Annotated in this window: 17 protein-coding genes; 9 read left to right on the top strand and 8 right to left on the bottom strand. The window is 67.1% G+C overall.

The genetic code is table 11. The features are described 5' to 3' along the window. Window positions 1–48: 48 nt before the first annotated feature. Entirely contained in the window at window positions 49–549 is a 501-nt protein-coding gene (locus tag ABD687_RS10055; RefSeq protein ID WP_302264459.1) for a DUF805 domain-containing protein, read from the bottom strand. A gap of 655 nt (window positions 550–1204) precedes the next feature. Next, a complete protein-coding gene (locus ABD687_RS10050) occupies window positions 1205–3532 on the bottom strand; it encodes an ATP-binding protein (protein ID WP_302264461.1) in 2328 nt (775 codons plus the stop codon). A 243-nt stretch (window positions 3533–3775) separates the two neighbouring features. On the opposite strand from ABD687_RS10050, the gene ABD687_RS10045 reads away from it, so the two are divergent. From ABD687_RS10045 to bioD, 9 genes are all read left to right on the top strand, one after another. Continuing rightward, entirely contained in the window at window positions 3776–4363 is a 588-nt protein-coding gene (locus ABD687_RS10045; RefSeq protein WP_264270112.1) for a flavin reductase family protein, read from the top strand. 44 nt (window positions 4364–4407) lie between these two features. Continuing rightward, entirely contained in the window at window positions 4408–6003 is a 1596-nt protein-coding gene (locus ABD687_RS10040) for a 4-hydroxyphenylacetate 3-hydroxylase family protein (protein ID WP_302264463.1), read from the top strand. Between the two features lie 195 nt (window positions 6004–6198). Beyond that, the gene (locus tag ABD687_RS10035) at window positions 6199–7059 is read left to right on the top strand and encodes a dioxygenase family protein (RefSeq protein WP_377700298.1); all 861 of its coding nucleotides are present in this window, start codon (window positions 6199–6201) and stop codon (window positions 7057–7059) included. A 174-nt stretch (window positions 7060–7233) separates the two neighbouring features. Beyond that, complete coding sequence (locus ABD687_RS10030; protein ID WP_310291628.1) at window positions 7234–8436, top strand: MBL fold metallo-hydrolase; 1203 nt, start codon at window positions 7234–7236, stop codon at window positions 8434–8436. Between the two features lie 242 nt (window positions 8437–8678). Then, a complete protein-coding gene (gene bioB, locus ABD687_RS10025) occupies window positions 8679–9905 on the top strand; it encodes a biotin synthase BioB (RefSeq protein ID WP_310291631.1) in 1227 nt (408 codons plus the stop codon). Beyond that, window positions 9902–11275 carry an adenosylmethionine--8-amino-7-oxononanoate transaminase gene (gene bioA / locus ABD687_RS10020; protein ID WP_310291634.1) on the top strand — a complete coding sequence of 458 codons (1374 nt, stop codon included), beginning with the start codon at window positions 9902–9904 and terminating at the stop codon, window positions 11273–11275. Before bioB ends, bioA begins: the two co-directional genes overlap by 4 nt. Continuing rightward, a complete protein-coding gene (locus ABD687_RS10015; protein ID WP_310291637.1) occupies window positions 11265–12476 on the top strand; it encodes an aminotransferase class I/II-fold pyridoxal phosphate-dependent enzyme in 1212 nt (403 codons plus the stop codon). Before bioA ends, ABD687_RS10015 begins: the two co-directional genes overlap by 11 nt. Continuing rightward, on the top strand, window positions 12473–13645 hold the full coding sequence (locus ABD687_RS10010; RefSeq protein ID WP_310291640.1) for a cytochrome P450: 1173 nt from the start codon (window positions 12473–12475) through the stop codon (window positions 13643–13645). Before ABD687_RS10015 ends, ABD687_RS10010 begins: the two co-directional genes overlap by 4 nt. After that, on the top strand, window positions 13642–14406 hold the full coding sequence (bioD, locus tag ABD687_RS10005) for a dethiobiotin synthase (RefSeq protein WP_310291642.1): 765 nt from the start codon (window positions 13642–13644) through the stop codon (window positions 14404–14406). The genes ABD687_RS10010 and bioD overlap by 4 nt, the downstream gene beginning before the upstream one ends. A 115-nt stretch (window positions 14407–14521) precedes the next feature. Here the strand turns inward: bioD and mhpA are convergent, their stop codons facing one another. The 6 genes from mhpA to ABD687_RS09975 all read right to left on the bottom strand — a co-directional run bounded on the left by mhpA (window position 14522) and on the right by ABD687_RS09975 (window position 19695). Further along, a complete protein-coding gene (mhpA, locus tag ABD687_RS10000; RefSeq protein ID WP_310291643.1) occupies window positions 14522–16246 on the bottom strand; it encodes a bifunctional 3-(3-hydroxy-phenyl)propionate/3-hydroxycinnamic acid hydroxylase MhpA in 1725 nt (574 codons plus the stop codon). A gap of 154 nt (window positions 16247–16400) precedes the next feature. Continuing rightward, window positions 16401–17108, bottom strand: a complete 708-nt coding sequence (locus tag ABD687_RS09995; protein ID WP_310291645.1) for an IclR family transcriptional regulator — start codon at window positions 17106–17108, stop codon at window positions 16401–16403. A gap of 29 nt (window positions 17109–17137) precedes the next feature. Next, window positions 17138–18109, bottom strand: a complete 972-nt coding sequence (locus tag ABD687_RS09990) for a zinc-binding dehydrogenase (RefSeq protein ID WP_310291648.1) — start codon at window positions 18107–18109, stop codon at window positions 17138–17140. Between the two features lie 53 nt (window positions 18110–18162). Continuing rightward, entirely contained in the window at window positions 18163–18951 is a 789-nt protein-coding gene (locus ABD687_RS09985; protein WP_310291651.1) for an SDR family NAD(P)-dependent oxidoreductase, read from the bottom strand. Between the two features lie 188 nt (window positions 18952–19139). Next, window positions 19140–19268: a hypothetical protein gene (locus ABD687_RS09980; protein WP_310291654.1), complete on the bottom strand. Its 129-nt coding sequence runs from the start codon at window positions 19266–19268 to the stop codon at window positions 19140–19142. 34 nt (window positions 19269–19302) lie between these two features. Continuing rightward, a complete protein-coding gene (locus ABD687_RS09975; protein WP_302264479.1) occupies window positions 19303–19695 on the bottom strand; it encodes a MerR family transcriptional regulator in 393 nt (130 codons plus the stop codon). Between the last annotated feature and the right edge of the window lie 146 nt (window positions 19696–19841).

Below are 19841 nucleotides of genomic sequence, written 5' to 3'. Positions count from 1 at the left end.
GCTCCAGCCAATAAGCTGGAGCGGCCGCCGCCTTGTGGTCTCTGGCGACTATGCGGTCGGCTGGGTCGTCGGCCAGGCCTGCACCTTGTCGAAGCGCGCGCCTGCCGGGTTGGACGGCAGCAGCATCAGAACGATGATGGCCAGCGCGCCGAGGATCGGGATGAGGATGAGCAGGTACAGCCACCCGCTGAAGTTGCCGTCGTGCAGGCGGCGGACCGAGATGGCGATGCTCGGGACCAGGGTGGCCAGGCCGAAGAGAATCGTAATCACCGTTCCCGCCATCGCTCCCATGCCGGGATCCCCGGTGGCTGGATCCGCAGTGGAAATGCCGCCGACCGTCGTGATGATTTGTGCAACGATCGAGACAATGACGCTGAACAGGGCGACCCACCAGTATTCGCTGCGGCTGGCCCGGCCGCTGAAGGTCGCGTACTTCTTGAAGAAGCGCTGGATGGCCTCGCCGAACTTTGCTCCGTAGCGGGGCAGTTCCAGGCTGTTCTCGGTTGGGGTGGCGTAGGGGTTCTCGGTGGGGTAACCAGGGTATGACATGATTCGTTTTCCTCCATTGAAGTGATCAGTTCGAGCTTACGTGACACGCGGTACGTTGCCCAGCTGGACGCGCCCCTGTTGCAGGGCCCGCCGCGCCGGCGCCGATGGCCTGCACCGAGCACCAGCCGTCGTATTCGGTGGCGGCTCGAGCGGCCGAGCCGCTCGCGAAATCGGTGCGCGGCCGGCCGTGCTTGCGCGGCCGGGGTGCAAGTCCCCGGAGGGCTGGGCTCGGAGAATCCAAGGTCCGCTCGTGGACCTCGCGTGCCGCCCCCGCCTCTCACTCGCAGCCGGGCACATGCCCGGCCGACGAGGGTATGGCAAAAGTCGATACAAACGAAACGCCGTCGAATTGAGGGGTGTTCAAGAATTGGGTGTACGGTATTCCGGAAATCACTGAACAGTGTTCAGGGCTCGTCTCGGGGCGCCGTGCACCGAGTTCGAGTGCCCGGTGCACGCCGCCAAGTTCTGCCTCATGTCCGGCGCGGCGCTGTGCCTGCCGGCGACCGTGGGCGCCCACACCCACAAGATGAGGTCAAGGACGGGGAGCTGCTGCTGTACCCAGGAACCCGAGCCGTCTGACCCACGCCCGGACGAGAAAAGACGGCGGCCGCGGCGGTGGCGCAGGGGATGTTCGCCGATGGACGATCGGGTGGTCCTAGCCAGGTGGTTGGCCCAATGCTGTCGCCCATGCGGCGATCTGGGAGCGGGTGCTGAAGCCGAGCTTGGCCAGGATGCGTTCGACGTGGCCGTCAACGGTGCGCGGGGAAATGACCAGCTGCTGTGCAATAAGGCGGTTGGTCAGCCCCTGGGCGACAAAACCCGCGACCTGCATTTCCTTCTTGGTCAGGGGGTTTTGCATGGTTCCATTCTTCGCCGGCCCGGCGGTCACGCCGAGCGCACAATCGATGGCCTGGGTCTTCGACATCCGGGGAGCTTCGCTGGCCGGGGAAGCGCCGCGCCGGCCAAGGGCCCGGCGCATGCGCGCGTTGCTTGACTCGGAAGCTTCGTGCATGTGCGGACCGAACGATGCGACGGTGATTCCAAGCTCGGACCAAACCGATGCAACGGCATGGGCCAGTTCGGCGGCCCGCACATGGTTGCCCGTGGACACGGTGATCCAGTGCAGCGCCTCGAGGCTCAGCGCCACGCACACCCCGTCCTGGAAGGTGTCGCGCTGGATGCGCAGTGCTTCGGTGACAGCATCGGTGGCCGAGGCAAACTCGCCCAGCCTCCAGTAACTGATCCCGCGGATCCAGTAGGCGTAGGCCCGGTTCCAGAGTTCACCGTGGGAGGAGGCGATTTCGATGACCTGTTGGCAGGTTTCCAGCGCCGCTTCGAGGCGATTGTCCAGGGCCTGGGCCATGCCCAGTTGAAAGAGCGCCGTCAACCTGGCCGCGGTGTCGCCACGGGCTGAATGTGCTGCACTGACCTTTTGGTACAGTTCGATGGCACCGGCCAGGTCCCCGCTGAACAGGCGGTGCAGTGCGAGCCAGTGTTCGGCGTGCGCCTCGAGCGACGGATCGTCCAGCTCCCGGGCCATCCGAAGGCATTGGCGCGCGTAGCCTGCCCCCGTGTCGTGGTCGCCCTGGATCAGGCTGACCCAGGCGGCAACCCACATGGCCGACGCGTAGTCGAGGTGGTTCGCATCCGGGCGCTCGGCCAGGACCCGATCCAGCAGCGCACGACCTTCCGGGATGAAATTCCCCGAGACCCACTGGTAGCGCAGCAGGGATGCCATCCGGGCGGCGGTTGCGTGTTCGCCCGGAGCCTCCAGCGCCCATTCCATGGCGGCGGTCAGGTTGGCCCGGTCGACCCGCGCGTCTTGCAGAAAGCGGCTCTGGTGCGGACCGCACCAGTTTCGGACCATCGTGTCGCAGCGTTCCTCGTAATGCCGGAGGTGTCGCGTGCGCAGGACCTTCACCTCCTCCGGGTTGGACAGCAGCTCCTGCCCGTACTCGCGGATGGTGACCAGCTGGTGGTACCGCAGCACCTCTCCGTCGCGGCGGACCGAGAGGATTGACTTGGCGACCAGCGCGTCCAGCAGGTCGAGCACGTCGCCGGCGGGAAGTTCACCGAATCCGCACACCGCTTCGGCCGCCTCCATGTCGAAGCTGCCGGGGAACACCGAGAGCCTGCGCCAAAAAAGCTGCTCGGATTCGGAGCACAACTCGTAGCTCCAGTCGACGAGCGCCCGCAGCGTCTGCTGCCGCGGTAGGGCGGCACGGTCGCCGCGGTTGAGCAGCTGGAAACGCCGGTCAACGCGCTCCAGCAGTTGGGTCGCCGACAGGGAACGCAGGCGGGTGGTGGCCAGCTCGATGGCCAGCGGCATGCCATCGAGCTGGGTGCACAGCTGGGCCACGACGGACGCGTTGTCCGCATCCAGGGCAAAGCCCGGCACAACGTTGCGTGCCCGGGCCACGAACAATGCGACGGCCTCGAAGCTTTCCAGCTGCTCGACCCTCACCGGTTCATCGGCTGCCGGGGTCGACATGGGGGGAATGGCGTACAGGGTTTCTCCCGTGATGCCCACCGGTTCGCGGCTGGTGGCAAGGATGCGCACGCCGGGCGCCTGTCCCAGGATCCTGTTGACCAGCACGCTGACTTCATCGAGCAGGTGTTCGCAGTTGTCCAGCACCAGCAGCATTTCCTTGTCCCGCAGATGATCGGCCAGCCGGTCCAGGGCGGGACGCTGCGACTGGTCCGAAACGTCCAGTGCCGCCGCCACCACGGGGGCGATGGATGCCGTCTTGGTCAGCGAGGCCAGCTCGACGACTCCGACCCCGTCCCGGTAGGCCCGGCGGGCTTGCTGGGTAATTTCCCCCGCCATCCGCGACTTGCCCACGCCTCCCGCACCCGTCAGGGTGACCAGGCGGGACGTGGACATCAATGCCTTGACCTGCGCCATTTCGTGCCGACGGCCGATGAAGGAAGTCACCGAAAGTCTGCCCGTGGTGAATCGGGAATCGATTGGTTGCCTAGTCATCGGCCGTTTTTCTCCAGTCTGCTGCCACGGGTTTCCACCGTGCGCGGTGGGCTTCGGGAAGGTTCCAAGCATGCCGAAGCCGTTTCGTTCGGCTCCAAGTCTCTCACCACGGGCCCGATGTTCTATGACGCAGGACACAATACGGGTATCGGAGGGGGTGGTTCTACCCATGTGCCGGTCAACGATCCGGTCCAAGCTGGTGTGCATCGACCAAACCGAAACCACGGAACCAAGGAGCGAGCCATGAGCCAGCAACCAGCCCCGACCGGCCAGCTGCCGGACATCGATCCGCGCCAGCTGCGCAATGCCTTCGGCAAGTTCGCCACCGGCGTCACCGTGGTCACCTGCCGCACCCCGGACGGCGTCCCGCACGGGGCCACTGTCAACGCGTTCACCGCCGTGTCACTGGATCCGCCGCTGGCCCAGGTCACCTTGATTCGCGGGAACAAGATCTCCGGGCTCCTCGAGGACTCCCCGTTCGCCATCAACATCATGTCCTCGGGCCAATTGGACACCTGCTTGAACTTCGCCGGCAAACCGATGAAGGGAGAGGTGGCCTGGCGGCCGGATGCCGAGGGCATCCCGGTGCTCGAGGGCAACAGCGCGACCCTGGAATGCGAGCCCTGGGCCATCTACGACGGCGGGGACCACCTGATCGTCATCGGCAGGGTCATCGCCCTGCGCAGCGACGACGAACTGGAACCGTTGTGTTTCTTCTCGGGCAAGTTCCGGGAGATCGGCGAGCACGTGGGCGGTGCTCCCTGGGCCCTGTGCGGAGACAGCATGGCCTCCGGATGGTTCGAGGGCAGCACTGACTTCAACGCCTTCTGAGAATTCCTTCCTCCTACCCACACCCAGCAAAGGAGCTGAGCAGCATGACCCAGGCACCAGACACCGAAAAGGCCGTTGCGGACATGTCCGAGCGGACCACCCCCGCCAACCCCAAGTTGCCGATGACCGGCGACGAATACATTGAGTCGCTGCGCGACGGCCGCGAGGTCTACATTCACGGTGAGCGCGTCGATGACGTGACCACCCATCCGGCCTTCCGCAACTCGGTCCGCATGGCTGCCCGCCTGTACGACGGGTTCCACGACCCGGCCACCTCCGGCAAGCTCCTTTCCCCGACCGACACCGGTTCCGGCGGCATGACCCACCCGTTCTTCAAGGTGCCGAAGTCCGTGGAGGACCTTAAGGAATCGCGTACCGCCATCGAAACCTGGGCCCGGATGAGCTACGGCTGGCTCGGGCGCTCGCCGGACTACAAGGCTGCCTTCCTGGGGACCCTGGGTTCCATGCCGGAGTTCTACTCGCCGTACCAGGAGAATGCGCTGCGCTGGTACAAGGAATCGCAGGAGAAGGTCCTGTACTGGAACCACGCGATCATCAACCCGCCGGTGGACCGACACCTGCCGCCGGACGAAGTGGCCGACGTCTTCATGAAGGTGGAGAAGGAGACCGACAACGGCGTGATCGTTTCCGGCGCAAAGGTCGTGGCCACCGGTTCGGCCATCACCAACTTCAACTTCATCTCGCACTACGGGCTGCCGATCAAGAAGAAGGAATACGCGCTGATCTGCACCGTGCCAATGGATGCCCCGGGCGTGAAGCTGATCTCGCGCACCTCCTATGCCCAAAACGCCGCGGTGACCGGCACCCCGTTCGACTACCCGCTGTCCTCGCGAATGGACGAGAACGACGCGGTGTTCGTGTTCGACAAGGTGCTGGTGCCGTGGGAGAACATCTTCGCCTACGGGGACCCGGAGCAGATCAACGGCTTCATGCCGCAGACCGGCTTCATCCAGCGTTTCACCTTCCAGGGCTGCATCCGCCTGGCCGTGAAGCTGGACTTCATTGCCGGACTGCTGCTCAAGGCCCTGGAGATCACCGGCACGCAGGATTTCCGCGGCGTGCAGGCGCGGGCCGGCGAGGTCATCGGCTGGCGCAACCTGTTCTGGGGACTGGTCGACGGGATGATGCTCAACCCGGACAAGGGCCCGAACGGCTCGGTGCTGCCGAAGATGGAATACGGCCTGGCCTACCGCATGTTCATGGCCCAAGGGTATCCGCGCGTCAAGGAGATCATCGAACAGGACGTGGCCTCGGGCTTGATCTACCTGCCCAGCGGTGCGCTGGACTTCCAGAACCTGGAGATCCGCCCCTACCTGGACAAGTACGTGCGCGGCTCCAACGGGGTGCAGGCGGTGGACCGCGTGAAGCTGATGAAGCTGCTCTGGGACGCGATCGGCTCCGAGTTCGGCGGCCGCCACGAGCTGTACGAACGCAACTACTCGGGCAACCATGAGAACGTGCGCGTCGAGATGCTCATGCACGCCAAGCAGACGGGCACCGCAGGCATGATGAACGGCATGGTCGAACAGTGCATGGGCGAATACAACTTGGATGGCTGGACAGTTCCGGACCTGTTCAACAGCGACGATGTGAACGCCTACATGAAGCGCGGTCGCTAACACGGCAACCGGCCGGGCCCGATGCCCGCAGGCCTGGGCGGGTCTGGACCATGTGGTCCGGCCCCGCCCTGAGGCGCCGCGGCCCTTGGCGGGGCCTCGCCAAACGATTTTCCCCAGGAGACTTCCTTGAACCACATCGCGGCCGGAAAGGCCGGCAACGCGTCCGGGGAGTCGGTCGGAGGGCAGCAGCGACGCGTGGAGGAGGACCTCACCGCGCGGGTGCTGGCCTCCTTCGAAACCTGCACCGACCCCCGGCTCAAGCAGCTGATGCAATCGCTGACCCGCCACCTGCACGCCTTCATCCGCGACGTGCGGCTCACCGAGGCCGAATGGGAGGCCGCCATCGGGTTCCTCACCGCCGCCGGGCACATCACCGACGACAAGCGCCAGGAATTCGTCCTGCTTTCCGACGTGCTCGGCGCCTCCATGCAGACCATCGCGGTGAACAACGAGGCACAGGGGAACGCGACAGAGGCCACGGTGTTTGGCCCCTTCTTCGTCGAGGATGCCCCCGCGATCCCAATCGGCGGGGACATCGCCGGCGGGGCCGCCGGCCAGCCCTGCTGGTTCGAGGGCACCGTCACCGACGCCGCCGGCACCCCCGTCCCGAACGCGCGGATCGAGATCTGGGAAGCGGACGAGGGCGGCTTCTACGACGTCCAGTACGCCGATGCGCGCATCGCGGGGCGCGGCCACCTCCACTCCGACGCGCAGGGGAACTACGCCTTCTGGGGCCTGACCCCGACCCCCTACCCGATCCCGCATGACGGGCCAGTCGGGAAGATGCTCGAATCCGTCGGCCGCTCCCCGGTCCGCGCGGCGCACCTGCACTTCATGGTCACCGCCCCAGGCCTGCGCACCCTGGTCACCCACATCTTCGTCGAGGGGGACCCGCAGCTGGAGATCGGGGATTCGGTCTTCGGCGTCAAGGAATCGCTCATCAAGGGGTTCACCGAGCAGCCCGCCGGCACCCCCGCGCCCGACGGACGCGACCTCGGCACCGCTGCGTGGGCCCGGACCCGCTTCGACATCGTCCTCGCCCCCGGAGAAGCGTAGGACCGCAGGCCCCCGGCGTCCGGGGTGCCCGTGCCCCGGTCGAACCCGGCCTGCCAGCCACCGGGCACCGGCCAGTCTGCGCCCGGCGAAGCCGGCGACGGGCAGGCATTCCAGAACCAAGCCGCGAAAAGCCACAGGGCATCACTCGCGGCGACATCGAACGGAAGGATCGCCATGTGCGAAATCATGGGCAAGGCCGCTGCCGCGGGCGTTGCACGACGAACAATGTTGGCCAGCTTCGGGCTCGGGGCCGCGGCCCTGGGCATCGGCGCAGTTTCGGGCCAGGCACAGGCCGCCGAACCCGGACCCGGCGGGGCCCGGCAATACGGCCCCGCACCGGCCGGCAGCCACCGGACCCGGTTGGTATTGCTGGGAACCTCCGGCGGGCCCCCATACTGGCCGGGAGGAACCCGCGAGGGCATCTCCTCGGCACTTGTTGTGGGCGACCGGTACTACATCATTGACGCGGGCCACGGTGTCATGGGCCAGCTGCGGAAGGCAAAGCTCGGCCCTAACTTCGATTCCGACATGGATGGGCCGCTGGACGTGCTGGGCGGGATCTTCCTGACCCACTTGCACTCCGACCACGTGGTGGACCTGAACAACATCCTCAGCGAAGGAATCTTCAACGGGCTGCAGAATGTGGGCAGCAAGGTGCCGATCTGGGGTCCGGGCAACCGCGGCGAAGTGCCCGAGCTATTCGGCGAAGGAAAGGCGCCCCAGCCGATCAATCCCAAGAACCCCACCCCGGGCACGAAGGAGATGACCGACCTGCTGGTCCAGGCCTTCGCCACCGACTTCAATGACCGGCTTTTTGACAACCGCAAGCCGCGTCCGGAAGAACTCTGGGAAGCCTTCGATGTGCCGGTTCCGAAGAAGTACCTGAAGAACCCGAACACTGAACCGTGTCCAGTCATGGAGCCATTCGTGTTCTTCCAGGACGAGTACGTCACGGTGTCGGCGATTCTGGTCAACCATGCGCCGGTTTTCCCCGCGTTGGCCTATCGCTTCGATACGGCCGACGGCTCGGTGGTCTTCTCCGGGGACACCGGGCTGACACCGAACATCATTACCCTTGCCCGGGGTGCCGATGTGCTGGTGCACGAGGTCATCGACAAGTCCTGGCCCGAATCGCTCTTCCCGCAGCCGCGCAACGACGCGCAGGAAGGCCTATACCAGCATCTGATCCGGTCGCACACGCTGATCGAGGACGTGGGTGCGGTGGCCCAGGATGCCGGAGTCGGAACTCTGGTGCTCTCGCACTTGGTTCCCGGAAATCGTCCGGACGAGGTCTGGGCGCGGTGCGGGGAAGGCTTTGACGGGCGCCTGGTCATTGGCCACGACCTTGACGTCATCGGGGTGGGCCAGCCGACATAACCTGCGGCCGGCGCTGCACAGCGGCGGGGCGGAACCGATGACCGGTTCCGTCCCGCTTCCGTGTTTCCGGATTCATGCAAGAAGCGGTGTGGACGCCTTGCAGGAATTGAACACCGTTCAAGATTTGGGTTACGGTATGTTCCGAACCTATTGAACAGTGTTCAGTTGATCGTTGCGGGGTGCCTTTCATCCGCGCACCGGCAATGGAACCGCGCACAGCGCCATACCGGAAGGCCCTTGCCATGACCGTGACCCAGACAATCGGCAACTCCCACCAGCCCGGCAACGAAGCCGCAGGTTTCGCAGGTCTCGCGGCACGCGTGGCCGCCGGCCATCGGATCACCGCCGCCGAGGCCCTGGCTATCCTCGACACCCCGGATGCCCAGACCCTGGAGCTGGTGGCTGCCGCAGGAACCCTGCGCCGGGCGCACTTCGCCAACACCGTCAAGGTGAACTACCTGGTGAACCTCAAGTCGGGACTCTGCCCCGAGGACTGCACCTACTGCTCCCAGCGTCTGGGTTCCAAGGCCGAAATCCTTAAGTACACCTGGCTCAAGCCCGACGAAGCGGTGCACCAGGCAGGGCTTGGAATCGCCGGCGGCGCATCCCGCGTCTGCATGGTCGCCTCCGGCAAGGGCCCCAGCAACAGGGACGTGGACCGGGTGGCAACCATGATCGAACAGATCAAGGAGGAGCATCCGCAGGTGGAGGTCTGTGCCTGCCTGGGCATTCTCAAGGAGGGCCAAGCCCAAAGGCTGCGCCAGGCCGGCACTGATGCCTACAACCACAACCTGAACACCGCCGAGTCCCTCTACCCGGAGATTTGCTCGACCCACACCTACCAGGAGCGCGTGGATACCGTCGGGGCTGCCAAGGACGCCGGACTTTCGCCGTGCTCGGGACTCATCGTGGGGATGGGGGAGAGCCCGGAACAGGTTGTCGAGGCCGTCTTCGCCCTGCGTGAGCTGGATGCCGACTCGATCCCTGTCAACTTCCTGATGCCCTTCGACGGCACACCGCTGGCAGGCACCTGGCACCTGACCCCGATGGCCTGCCTGCGCATCCTGGCGCTGGTCCGCATGGCCTGCCCCGCGACCGAGTTGCGGATGGCCGGCGGGCGCGAAATGCACCTGCGCTCCCTGCAGTCCACCGCGCTGGCCGTTGCCAACTCGCTCTTCCTCGGCGACTACCTCACCTCCGAAGGCCAGGACGCGCGGCGCGATTTGGAAATGATCTCCGACGCCGGATACGTGGTGCTGGGCCAGGAGGACATCGATCCGGCCGAACTTGCAGCCCGCTTGCGCCACCGCTCCGATGCCGCACCGGCACCCGTTGAAGCTCCTGCCTGCGGCACCGGGTGCGGCAGTGGCTGCGGCAGCGCCGCTCAGGGTTGCGGCCCGATGGGTGGTTCGGGCGAACCGGTGCTGCGCCGCCGCGGCGCCGGCACGCCGGAAAGCCCCAACGCATGAGTGCCGCAGCACCCCAGCTGGCCCGGCAGGACGGATTGCTCGCACGGGACTCCGGGCTGCTCTGGCACCCCTATGCCTCCCTGGACGCCGGGGCGCACTACGCGGTCACCGGTGCCGATGGCGTGCGGCTGATGTTGGCCGACGAATCGGGCACCCACGAGGTCATTGACGGCATGGCCTCCTGGTGGTCAATGGTGCACGGCTACCGGAACCCCGTGCTCGATGCCGCAGCCCACGCGCAGATCGACCGGTTCAGCCACGTCATGTTCGGCGGGCTCACCCACGCCCCTGCCGTTCAGCTGGCCGAACGACTCGTGGCCATGGCGCCGGGCGAACTGGCCCACGTGTTCCTGGCCGACTCCGGGTCCATCTCCGTGGAAGTGGCGCTCAAGCTCGCCCTGCAATACCAGCACGCACGTGGGCACGACACCCGCCGGCGCTTCGCGGCCCTGCGCGGCGGCTACCACGGCGATACCTTCGCGGCGATGGGCGTGTGCGACCCCGTGGACGGAATGCACGCGGCATTCGCCCAGCCGGGACGCGAACAGGTGTTCCTGCCGCGCCCGCCAGCTGCCCGACTCACCACCGAGGGGCAGTGGGAATCCGACGCCGCGGAGCTGGCCGAGTGGGAAGTCGCGGCACGGAAGATCGCCGCCGCCTACATGGATGAACTTGCAGGCATCATTTGCGAGCCCATCCTCCAGGGCGCAGGGGGCATGTTCACCTACGCCCCGAAGGCGCTGCGGATCCTGCGCGAGATCGCCGACGAACACGATCTGTTGCTGATTTTCGACGAGATCGCCACCGGGTTCGGGCGCACCGGTGCGCTCTTCGCCTCCGAATGGGCGCAGGTCGCTCCGGACGTGATGTGCGTGGGCAAGGCCCTGACCGGCGGCTACCTTTCGCTGGCCGCGATGCTGTGCACCCCCAAGGTGGCCCGGGCACTGGGCGGCCCCGGCCCCGGGTCCGCGCTGCTGCACGGACCCACATTCATGGGCAACCCGCTGGCCTGCGCCGTGGCCAATGCCTCGCTGGAACTGCTCACCGGCTCCGCGGATCCGCGCTCGGCCTCCGCCCCCTGGCGTGGGCAGGTCTCCGCGCTGGAGGCCGCACTGCGCGAAGCGCTGGCCCCGGCACGAGTGCTGTCCTGCGTGAAAGAGGTGCGCGTGCTCGGCGGCGTCGGAGTCATCCAGCTGCACGATCCGGTGCGCGTGGCCGAGGTGACCAAGGCAGCGGTGCGCCGCGGAGCCTGGGTGCGTCCCTTCCGCGACCTGCTCTACGTCATGCCGCCCTATGTCTGCACCCCCGGGGACCTGCAAGTCCTGGGCGACGCGCTGGTCCTGGCGGTGGCCGAAATCCATGGAAACTAGCCTCGAATCCGCCCGCGAACCGGCACCGGCGGCACCCGCCCAACCGTGGGGACAGTGGCTGGGGGACCGGGCCCGGGTGCGCGCGGCCCGCGGACTGCACCGCACCGAGAGCTCCCGCGAGACGCTCATGGACCTTGCCTCCAACGACTACCTAGGGCTCAGCGGGCACCCCGAGGTGCGCCGGGCCGCCGCGGACGCCGTGCACAGGTATGGGGCCGGGGCTTCCGCCAGCCGTGTGGCCACCGGCACCCTGGGGGTGCACCGGGAGCTGGAGGATGCCCTGTGCCGCTACACGCGCCGTGCCGAGGCCCTGGTCTATTCCAGCGGGTACACCGCGAACCTCGGGTTGCTCCAAGCCCTCGGCGGACCGGGCAGCCTCTTCATCCTCGATGCGCACGCCCACGCCAGTCTGATCGACGGCGCCCGGCTCTCCGGTGCCCGCGTGGAGACGAGCGCGCACAACGACCTCGCGGATGTCGCGCGGCTACTGGAGGTGAACCGCGACTGCGCCACGCCGGCGACGCGCGTGGCGCTCATCGTCGAATCGGTCTATTCGGTGCTCGGGGATGCCTCCGACCTGGCCGCGGCAGCGGAGCTCTGCGAAACCCACCAGGCATTGCTGGTGGTCGATGAGGCCCATTCGCTGGCGGCCACGCACCAGGGTTCGGCGGTGCGCGCGGCCGGGTTGGCCGACTCTTCCCACGTGCTGGCCACGTGCACGCTTTCCAAGGCCCTGGGTGCCCAGGGCGGCGCGGTGCTGCTCGGCGGCGGGCAGGCCGAAGCGCTGCGCGAGCACCTCGTCAACACCTCGCGCACCTTCCTCTTCGACACCGCACTGGCCCCGGCCGCCGCCGGCGCCGCGGTTCGCGCCCTGGGACTGGCCGACGCCGGGGCCCTGGCCAGGCTGGGGCGCAACGCCAAGCTGGTCCACGACACCCTGGCGGCCGATCCGCGTCTGCGCCACCGCATCGAGCGGGGGGCCGGAGCGGTGCATTCGGTCACGATGCCCGAAGCCGCCGCTGCCGTGAGGGCCGCCGCCTTGCTGCACGGCCGCGGCATCGCCGTGGCCTGCTTCCGGCCGCCGAGTGTTCCCGACGGGGTCTCGCGGCTGCGGATCACCGCGCACGCCGACCACGATCCCGATGCCCTGCTCGACGCCCTGCACGCCATCGCCCGGATCATCCTGGAGGAAGAATCATGAGTTGCCCCTTTGCCTCCCCAGCCGCCACGCTCGGAGAGCTGGCGCCCCTGGCCGGACCGCTACCCGATGCCTACCCCGTAGAAGTCAACCGCCGCTACTGCAGCATCGAGGACCCCGCCCTGGTGCGCCGGATCCTGCTGCGCCCTGAGGTGTTTACCCCGGACAACGCGCTGGACACCGCCATCGATCTGGAGCCGGCGGCGCTGCGCATCCTGGCGGCGGCGAGGTTCTCTCTGCCGCCGGTATTGGCCAGTGCAAGCGGGTCCGACCACCTGGCGGTGCGCCGGGTGGTGGCCAGATTCTTCAGCCCTGCGAAGGTCGCCGCGCAGGCAGGTCCCATCAAGGAACGCGTGGCGGCGATCTGCGCCGGGCTTGCCGAGGAGTACCGCGGCGGTGCCAGCATCGACCTGGCGCAGCGGCTGGCGGCGGTGATTCCGCCCGAGGTCATGCACCGGCTCACCGGGGTGCCGATACCGCCGGCCGAGGACCTCAAGGCCTGGAGCCAGGACTCGCTGGAACTCTTCTGGGGTTGGCCCGATGCCAAGCGCCAGCTGGAGCTGGCTGCCAGCGCCGCCGGGTTCCATGCCTGGCTCGAGACCTCCGTGGCCGAGGCCGTGGCCCGCGATGACGGAAACCTCTACGCGGCGCTGCACCATTCAGGGGTCGACTCGGCACGGATCCGCTCACTGGGCTACTTCCTGACCATTGCCGGGCAGGAAACCACCGCCATGCTCATCGCCACCGCGCTGCGCACTGCCCTGCACGAGGACCGCTGGACGCAATGCGCCGACTCGGAGAAGTCCGCGGCGGATCTGGTGGGCCACGTGCTGGCCCAAGCCTCATCGGTACCGACCTGGCGCCGTCGCGTCGCTGCGGACATCGAACTCGACGGGCACCGTTTTGCCGAAGGTGAGCATTTGGTGCTCAGGCTCTCCGGCGGGGTCCTGGGGGAAGCCAACGACGACTCGCTGGCTTTCGGATTCGGCATCCACCGCTGCCTGGGCGCCGGGCTGGCACGGATGGAAACCGAGGTGGTGCTGGGGGCCGCGGCCCGGGCGTTGCCGGACCTGAGACCGGCGGGCGATGAGCCGAACTGGATGCACCTGCTCTCCTTTCAGGCACCGCGGACGGTATGGACTGCGCTGGGCGCGAGGGAGGCGATGGCATGATTCTCGTTGTCACCGGGACCGACACCGATGTCGGAAAGACGGTCGTCAGCGCGGCCCTGGCCGCCTGCGCCCTGGATGCGGGGCGGCGGGTTGCCATTTACAAGCCGACACAAACCGGCGTGGCACCCGGGCAGGCAGGCGACGTCCAGTCGATCGGCGACTGGCTCGGGAACCCGCCGTCGCTGGGACTCGAAGAAGGTGCCAGGTTGGCGGACCCCATGGCACCGGTGGATGCGGCCCTGCACGCCGGGGGCGCCCGGGCGGCCCAAGCGCTTCCCGTTCTTAGGGACCACCTTCGGCGCGTGCAGGAACTGGCCTTGGAGAACGACGTCGTCATCGTCGAGGGTGCCGGCGGAATTCTCGTGTCCCTGACCTTGGCCGGGGACACCATCGTCGATGTTGCCGGCGCGCTCGGGGCACGGCTGGTGGTGGTCACCCGGCCGCACCTGGGGACGTTGAACCACACGGCGCTGACCCTGGAAGCGGCTCTCGCCCGCGGCTTTGCCAACGGCGTGCTCGTGCTCGGCAGCTTCCCGAACGAGCCAACAGCCCTGCATGAAATCAACCGAAGGAATCTGCGCGCGCTGGCCGAAGGCCTTGGGTGGACATGGGTACCCGGTCCACCCGCGGAAGTTGTGGGCTCGGAGGACCCGGGGGAGCGGACCCGGATCCTGCACGGGGCTGGCCGTCGGCTGGCCCCGGTGTTCGAGGACCAGCCGGTTCTTGCCCATGCGGTTTCCAGCCCAGGCGCGGAAGGTTAGGTTCAGCTCGCAGGGCGGGGCAGGACAGAACGAGTGCAAGCAGGCGCGGTCCCCACACCCGGTGTACCGGGTGTGGGGACCGCGCCTGTCGTTGTTGTCTGTTGGGGCGCCGAAGCTACACTGCCAGGGCCGAGTCCTGCGCCTTGGACGGGGAATGATCGGCTGCACTTCCCATGGAATCGAGGATCGCCTGCAGCGTGGCAGGCCCGTGCTGGTGCAGGCAAGCACCGGCGACGAAGCGGTCCGGGCGAAGGAAGATCATCGGGGTCGGGCGCTCGTCGAACCACTTCTTCACTGCGCCGGTGTGGTCTCCCAGCACCAATACGTCCTCGCTCATGTGTTCCTGGGCCCATTCACGCTGGGTTTCGGGAACCAAGGCCACGAGCTTCGCGCCGAGGGCCTCGAGTGCCTTGATGGAGTGGGCGGGGAGCACGTCCTTGGGATCGTTGCCCCAGACCAGCACGGTCCACCAGTTGCCGATGACGTCATCGAGCAGCAGGTTCTCATCGAGCTGCGAGTTCACGCGCGGCTGCGGGAACTGCACGCCGACCGGGGAGACCTTCCTGTTCGCGGTCTTGACCGGGATCAGCTTGCTGGTGAGCTTCGCGGCGGCCGTGCCGGAGGCCTGGGTGGTGGGGTCCGCCAGCACGCCGGCGGTGTAGCGAGGCATCGGCTTGAAGCGCATGTCGGAGAAGTAGCTCTTGGCCGAGGGGAAGAGGTTGAGCACCGAGGAAGCGGCGTCGCGGGCGGCGACGGCCAACGGGTTGGTGATCTTGATGACCGAGCCCAGGGTCATGGACAAATCGACCATGGCCTTGGCGTGGTCCTTGCGCTCGGAGGTGTAGGTGTCCAGGATGTCCTCGCCGGCGGTGCCGGTCAGCACGCTGGTCAGCTTCCAGCCCAGGTTGGTGGCATCGCGCATTCCCGAGTTCCAGCCCTGGCCCATCCACACGGGCATCAGGTGCGCGGCATCCCCGGCAATCAGCTGGCGGCCCTTGCGGAAGGAACCGGCAACGCGGCCGTGGTGGGTGAAGACGCGGCGGCGGATGTAGGACAGGTTGTGCGGGTCCGGGACGTGGTCCTTGAGCATCTCTGCGACCCACTCCTTGGAGGTGACCACCGATTCGTCCTCGTGGTCGTGGAGCATAAACTCCCAGCGGCGGACGGCGTGGGGCAGGCCGATGGAGACATACGGGCGCTTGGGGTCCGCCCCGAGAAAGACGTTGGGGGTGCCCAATGGGTCGTTGTCGACATCGACGACCAGCCAGCGGGTGGAGGGGGAGTCGCCCTCGAAGCTCACGCCCATGCGCTTGCGCGTCGGGGACTTGCCGCCCTCGCAACCCACCAGGTACTGCGCGGAAAAGCGGTGCTCGGTTTCGGTTCCATCGGCATTGGTCACGCGGGCAATGGCGGTGACGCCGGCGGCGTCCTCGATGACGTCCTCGACCAGGTGGCCGAAGTGCACATTGATGTTGGGGTACTGGGCCAGGCCCGCGTACAGGGCCTTGTCGACCTCGGGCTGGATGAAGGCGTGCTTGCGGTCCCAGCCGAATTCCCGGGTCTGCGGGTTGTTGATCATGATGGTCTTGCCGGAGCCGTTGACCAGCCGCATGATGTGCTGCGGTGCGGTGTGCGGCAGCACGGTGTCCACCAGGCCCACGGTCTGGATGGTGCGCAGCGATTCGTCGTCAAGGCCCACGCCGCGCGGGTAGTCGATGAGTTCGTCTCGGGCCTCGAGGACCGTGACGCTTCGGCCGTACATCCCCAGGATGTTGGCGAGCATGAGGCCGGCGGGGCCGGCTCCGATGATCAGGACTTCGCTGGAGGGGATGCTGTTCATGGCCACATCAACTTTCCGTGTGTAAATAGTGCACAAAGTATTCGTTATCTGCACAACTGCTGAGTCCCAGTTCACCAGTCCTTGTGATTCACGTCAAAGCCGGTGTGCCGCCAGTTGGCACGAAATTCGTCGGGCGTTCACGCGGAGGCCTGCCTCAGACCAGTGCGGCCTCGAGCGCGCGGGCCGCCTGCTGCAGCACGGTGACGGCAGCCTCCGCTTGTTCCCGGCGCACCGTGATCAGGTTCAGGCAGGCCGGGACGCCGCAGATGCCGGCATCCAGCGGCACGGCCAGGCCGTGCATGCCGGGCTCCACCTCGCCGAAGGTCTGCGCGTAGCCGGAGGCGCGGGCGGCGCTGACGCGGGGATCCTCTCCGGGGCTCGCTGGCTCGCTGGCCAGTATCGCGTGGCCCGCGGCCCCGAGGTCCAGCGGATGACGCGAGGCCTCGGCGAAGGACACATGGTAGGTGCCGGAGGTCGGGGCGGTGACCCGCAGGGCGATGGCTTCGTCACCTTCGCGCACGATCAGGGCCAGGGTGGCTCCGAGCTCGTCGGCATAGCGGCGCAGCACCGGTTCGGCTGCAGCAATCAACGAGTGGTAGGCCGAGGCGGAGAGGGAGAATAACCCCGCCGCGCCGCGGAAGCGGCCGTCCGCACCGCGGTGGAGCAGCTGGGCGTCGCAGAGCGTGTTGAGCAGGCGGTAGGCACCTGTGCGGTGGATGCCGGCATGCTCGGCGACCTCGTTGATGCCCAGCCCTGCCGGGGTGCCCGCCACCAAACGCAGCACTTCGAGCCCGCGGGCCAGGGTCTGGGATCCTGCGGTTCGGGACGTGGAGGGAGGGGGTGCGGTTGTTGGCTGGTTCACGTGAATGATCATGGCACAGTGCCCGGGACTCAAGCGATGGTGATGACGATCTTGCCGTTGGTTTCCCCGGCCATCATGGCTGCGAATCCTTCGTGGATGCGTTCCAACGGCAGCACGCGGTCGATGCGCGGACGCAGTCCGGTGGAGGCTAGCATGCGCAGCATCGCGACCATTTCGTGGCGGGTGGAGCCGGTGGAGCCAAGAATCCGCAACTGTTGGTAGAAGATGCGGCCCAGGTCCGCCTCCGGGCTGGTGCCGGAGGTCGTCCCGGCGATCACGATGGCGCCGCCCGGGCGCAGGCAGCGCAGCGAGTGGCCCCACGTGGCCTCCCCGACCGTCTCGATGACCAAGTCCACGCGCTCGGGCAGCCGTGTACCGGACTCGAATGCCGCGTGGGCGCCGAGTTCCAGCGCCAGGGCGCGTTTGTCCGCGGTGCGGCTGGTGGCATAGACGGTGGCTCCGGCGGCGGCGGCCAACGCGATGGCAGCCGAGGCCACGCCGCCGCCGGCACCCTGGACCAGCACCCGGTCCCCGGCCTTGAGCTGGCCTTGGGTGAAGAGCATGCGGTAGGCGGTTGACCAGGCCACGGGCAGGCAGGCGGCTTCCTCGAAGGAGAGTTGCTCGGGCTTGGGGATCACGCAGCGATCGGGCACCACGATGTACTCGGCGAAGCCGCCGTCGTGCCGTTCGGATAGCAGGGCACGGTTCGGGTCCAGGGTCTCGTCCCCGTTCCCGGCATCCGGGTCGGCAATCACCGGGTAGATGACGACCTCGCGCCCGTCGTCGGTGACACCGGCGACGTCGCAACCAAGGATGATGGGGATGTTCTTGGGATCGTGCCCGACCCCGCGCAAGGTCCAAACGTCGTGCATGTTCAGCGAGGAGGCCTTGACCTTCACTCGGGTCCAGCCTTCGGGGGCGACAGGTGTGGGGACCTCACGCAGCTCCAGGCAGGACAGGGGATCGTTGGGGTTCTGGGCGTGGGCGACTGCTGCAAGCATGGCGGTTGGATCTCCGGGAACGATAGGGGGGTGTTCGGGCTGGTGGGGGGGACTTAGCGCATGCCCAGGCGCAGTGCACCGTCGAGGCGGACGACCTCGCCGTTGAGCATGGGGTTGGATATCAGCGAATGCATCAGTTGGGCGAACTCGCCGGCGTGCCCGAGACGTTGCGGGAAGGGCACGGCGGCGCCGATGCCCGACTTGGCCTCGTCGCTGAGGACATCCATGAACGGGGTGTCGAAGACGCCCGGGGCCACGCCGAGGACACGGATTCCGTGACGCGCCAAATCCCGGGCGGCGGGAAGGACCATGGCGTTTACCCCGCCCTTGGAGGCGGCATAGGCCAGCTGGCCCATTTGTCCCTCGTAGGCGGCGACCGAACTGGTCAGCGCAATGACCCCGCGGGATCCGTCGGATTCGGGTGCGTTGCCGGACATGGCTTCTGCCGCCATGGTCAGCAGGGTGAAGGATCCGACCAGGTTGGTCTCGAGCTGGTCGGTGAAGGACGCACGCGAGTGCGCGCCGCTGCGGCCCAGGGTCTTCTCGATGATGGCCGAGCCCGCTGCGGACACGGCGACCCGAAGTCCGCGGGGTGCCCGGGCACCAAGATCCATGGCTGCCCGCATCGAGTCTTCGTCGCGCACGTCGACGTGCGCAAACACTCCGCCGATTTCTTCGGCCAGTGCAGTGCCCTTGGCTTCGTTGCGGCCGCACACCACAACCTGCGCTCCGTGGGAGGCAAAGAGACGTGCAGTCGCGGCACCGAGTCCTGAGGTCGCTCCGGTGACCACGACGCCGGCACCGGCGAAATCGGTGACTGACAAGGAAGATGGGGAAGCCATGTATCCATGATTGCCGACGTTCGGTGGCAGGAGACAGGATGTGTGCCGGGTGGCGGCACGGTGCCCGCGGGGATCGGTCGGTTGATAGGGGAACCGACGAAATTGCTCCAAACAAAACGTCGAAGTAAGCGGTTGGCCCACGTCGTCCACCGTGAATTTGTCCATGGATGGCGCTCGCCCCTGCGCGCCTAAAACCTGCTGAACTTCTCGCGTCCGAACGCCATCAGTTCGTCGATTTTTCGGGTGGGGCCGAGTCCCGCTGGGTAGGCCAGGCCGAAGGCGCTCTCCGGCACGGGCTCGAAAATGTCCTTGAGCACTGCCCCGGTCATGCGTGTGGCGGATCGCGCCGGATTATCTGCTGTGAAGGTCCTGGATGAAGTCTTCGGCCCGGCGAAGGTTCAGCGCCAACTTCGCGCGCTTCTGTTCGGCCTGCCCGATGAACTCCGACAGCCTGGCCCGGGCGGCGGCATTGTTCTTGTCGAGGCCCAAGGCATCGACGGTGTCCAGCAGTTCGCCCATTTCCTCCAGAGTGAATCCCAGAGGTTTCATCGACCGAATCACCAGCATGCGCTGGAGGTCGGATTCGGTGTAGATCCGAAAGCCTCCCTCACTGCGCGTGGTTGCCGGGAGCAGGCCCACCTCGTCGTAGTGGCGGATGGTTCGCTGGGACAGGCCCGTGGCCTCGGCCAGGTCCCCGATGTGCATGGTCCGCGCATCGGCGGCTGGGGTTGGGGTGTCAGTCATGGGTTCTCCTGTTTCCTCGACTTCCAACTCTACCCTTACGTTAGGGTAGAGTTGGTTTCGTTCGGTGCGTCGCCGTGGCCATTCCTCGCCGTAGCCAACCAGCGCAAAACAAGGACGCGCCGACCCCACATCATTTCATGTACCCG

The organism is Paeniglutamicibacter sulfureus, assembly GCF_039535115.1.
GTDB classification, from domain to species: domain Bacteria; phylum Actinomycetota; class Actinomycetes; order Actinomycetales; family Micrococcaceae; genus Paeniglutamicibacter; species Paeniglutamicibacter sulfureus.
The sequence above is the reverse complement of the archived record's forward strand: the minus strand, read 5'-3'. Positions and strand labels throughout refer to the sequence as shown.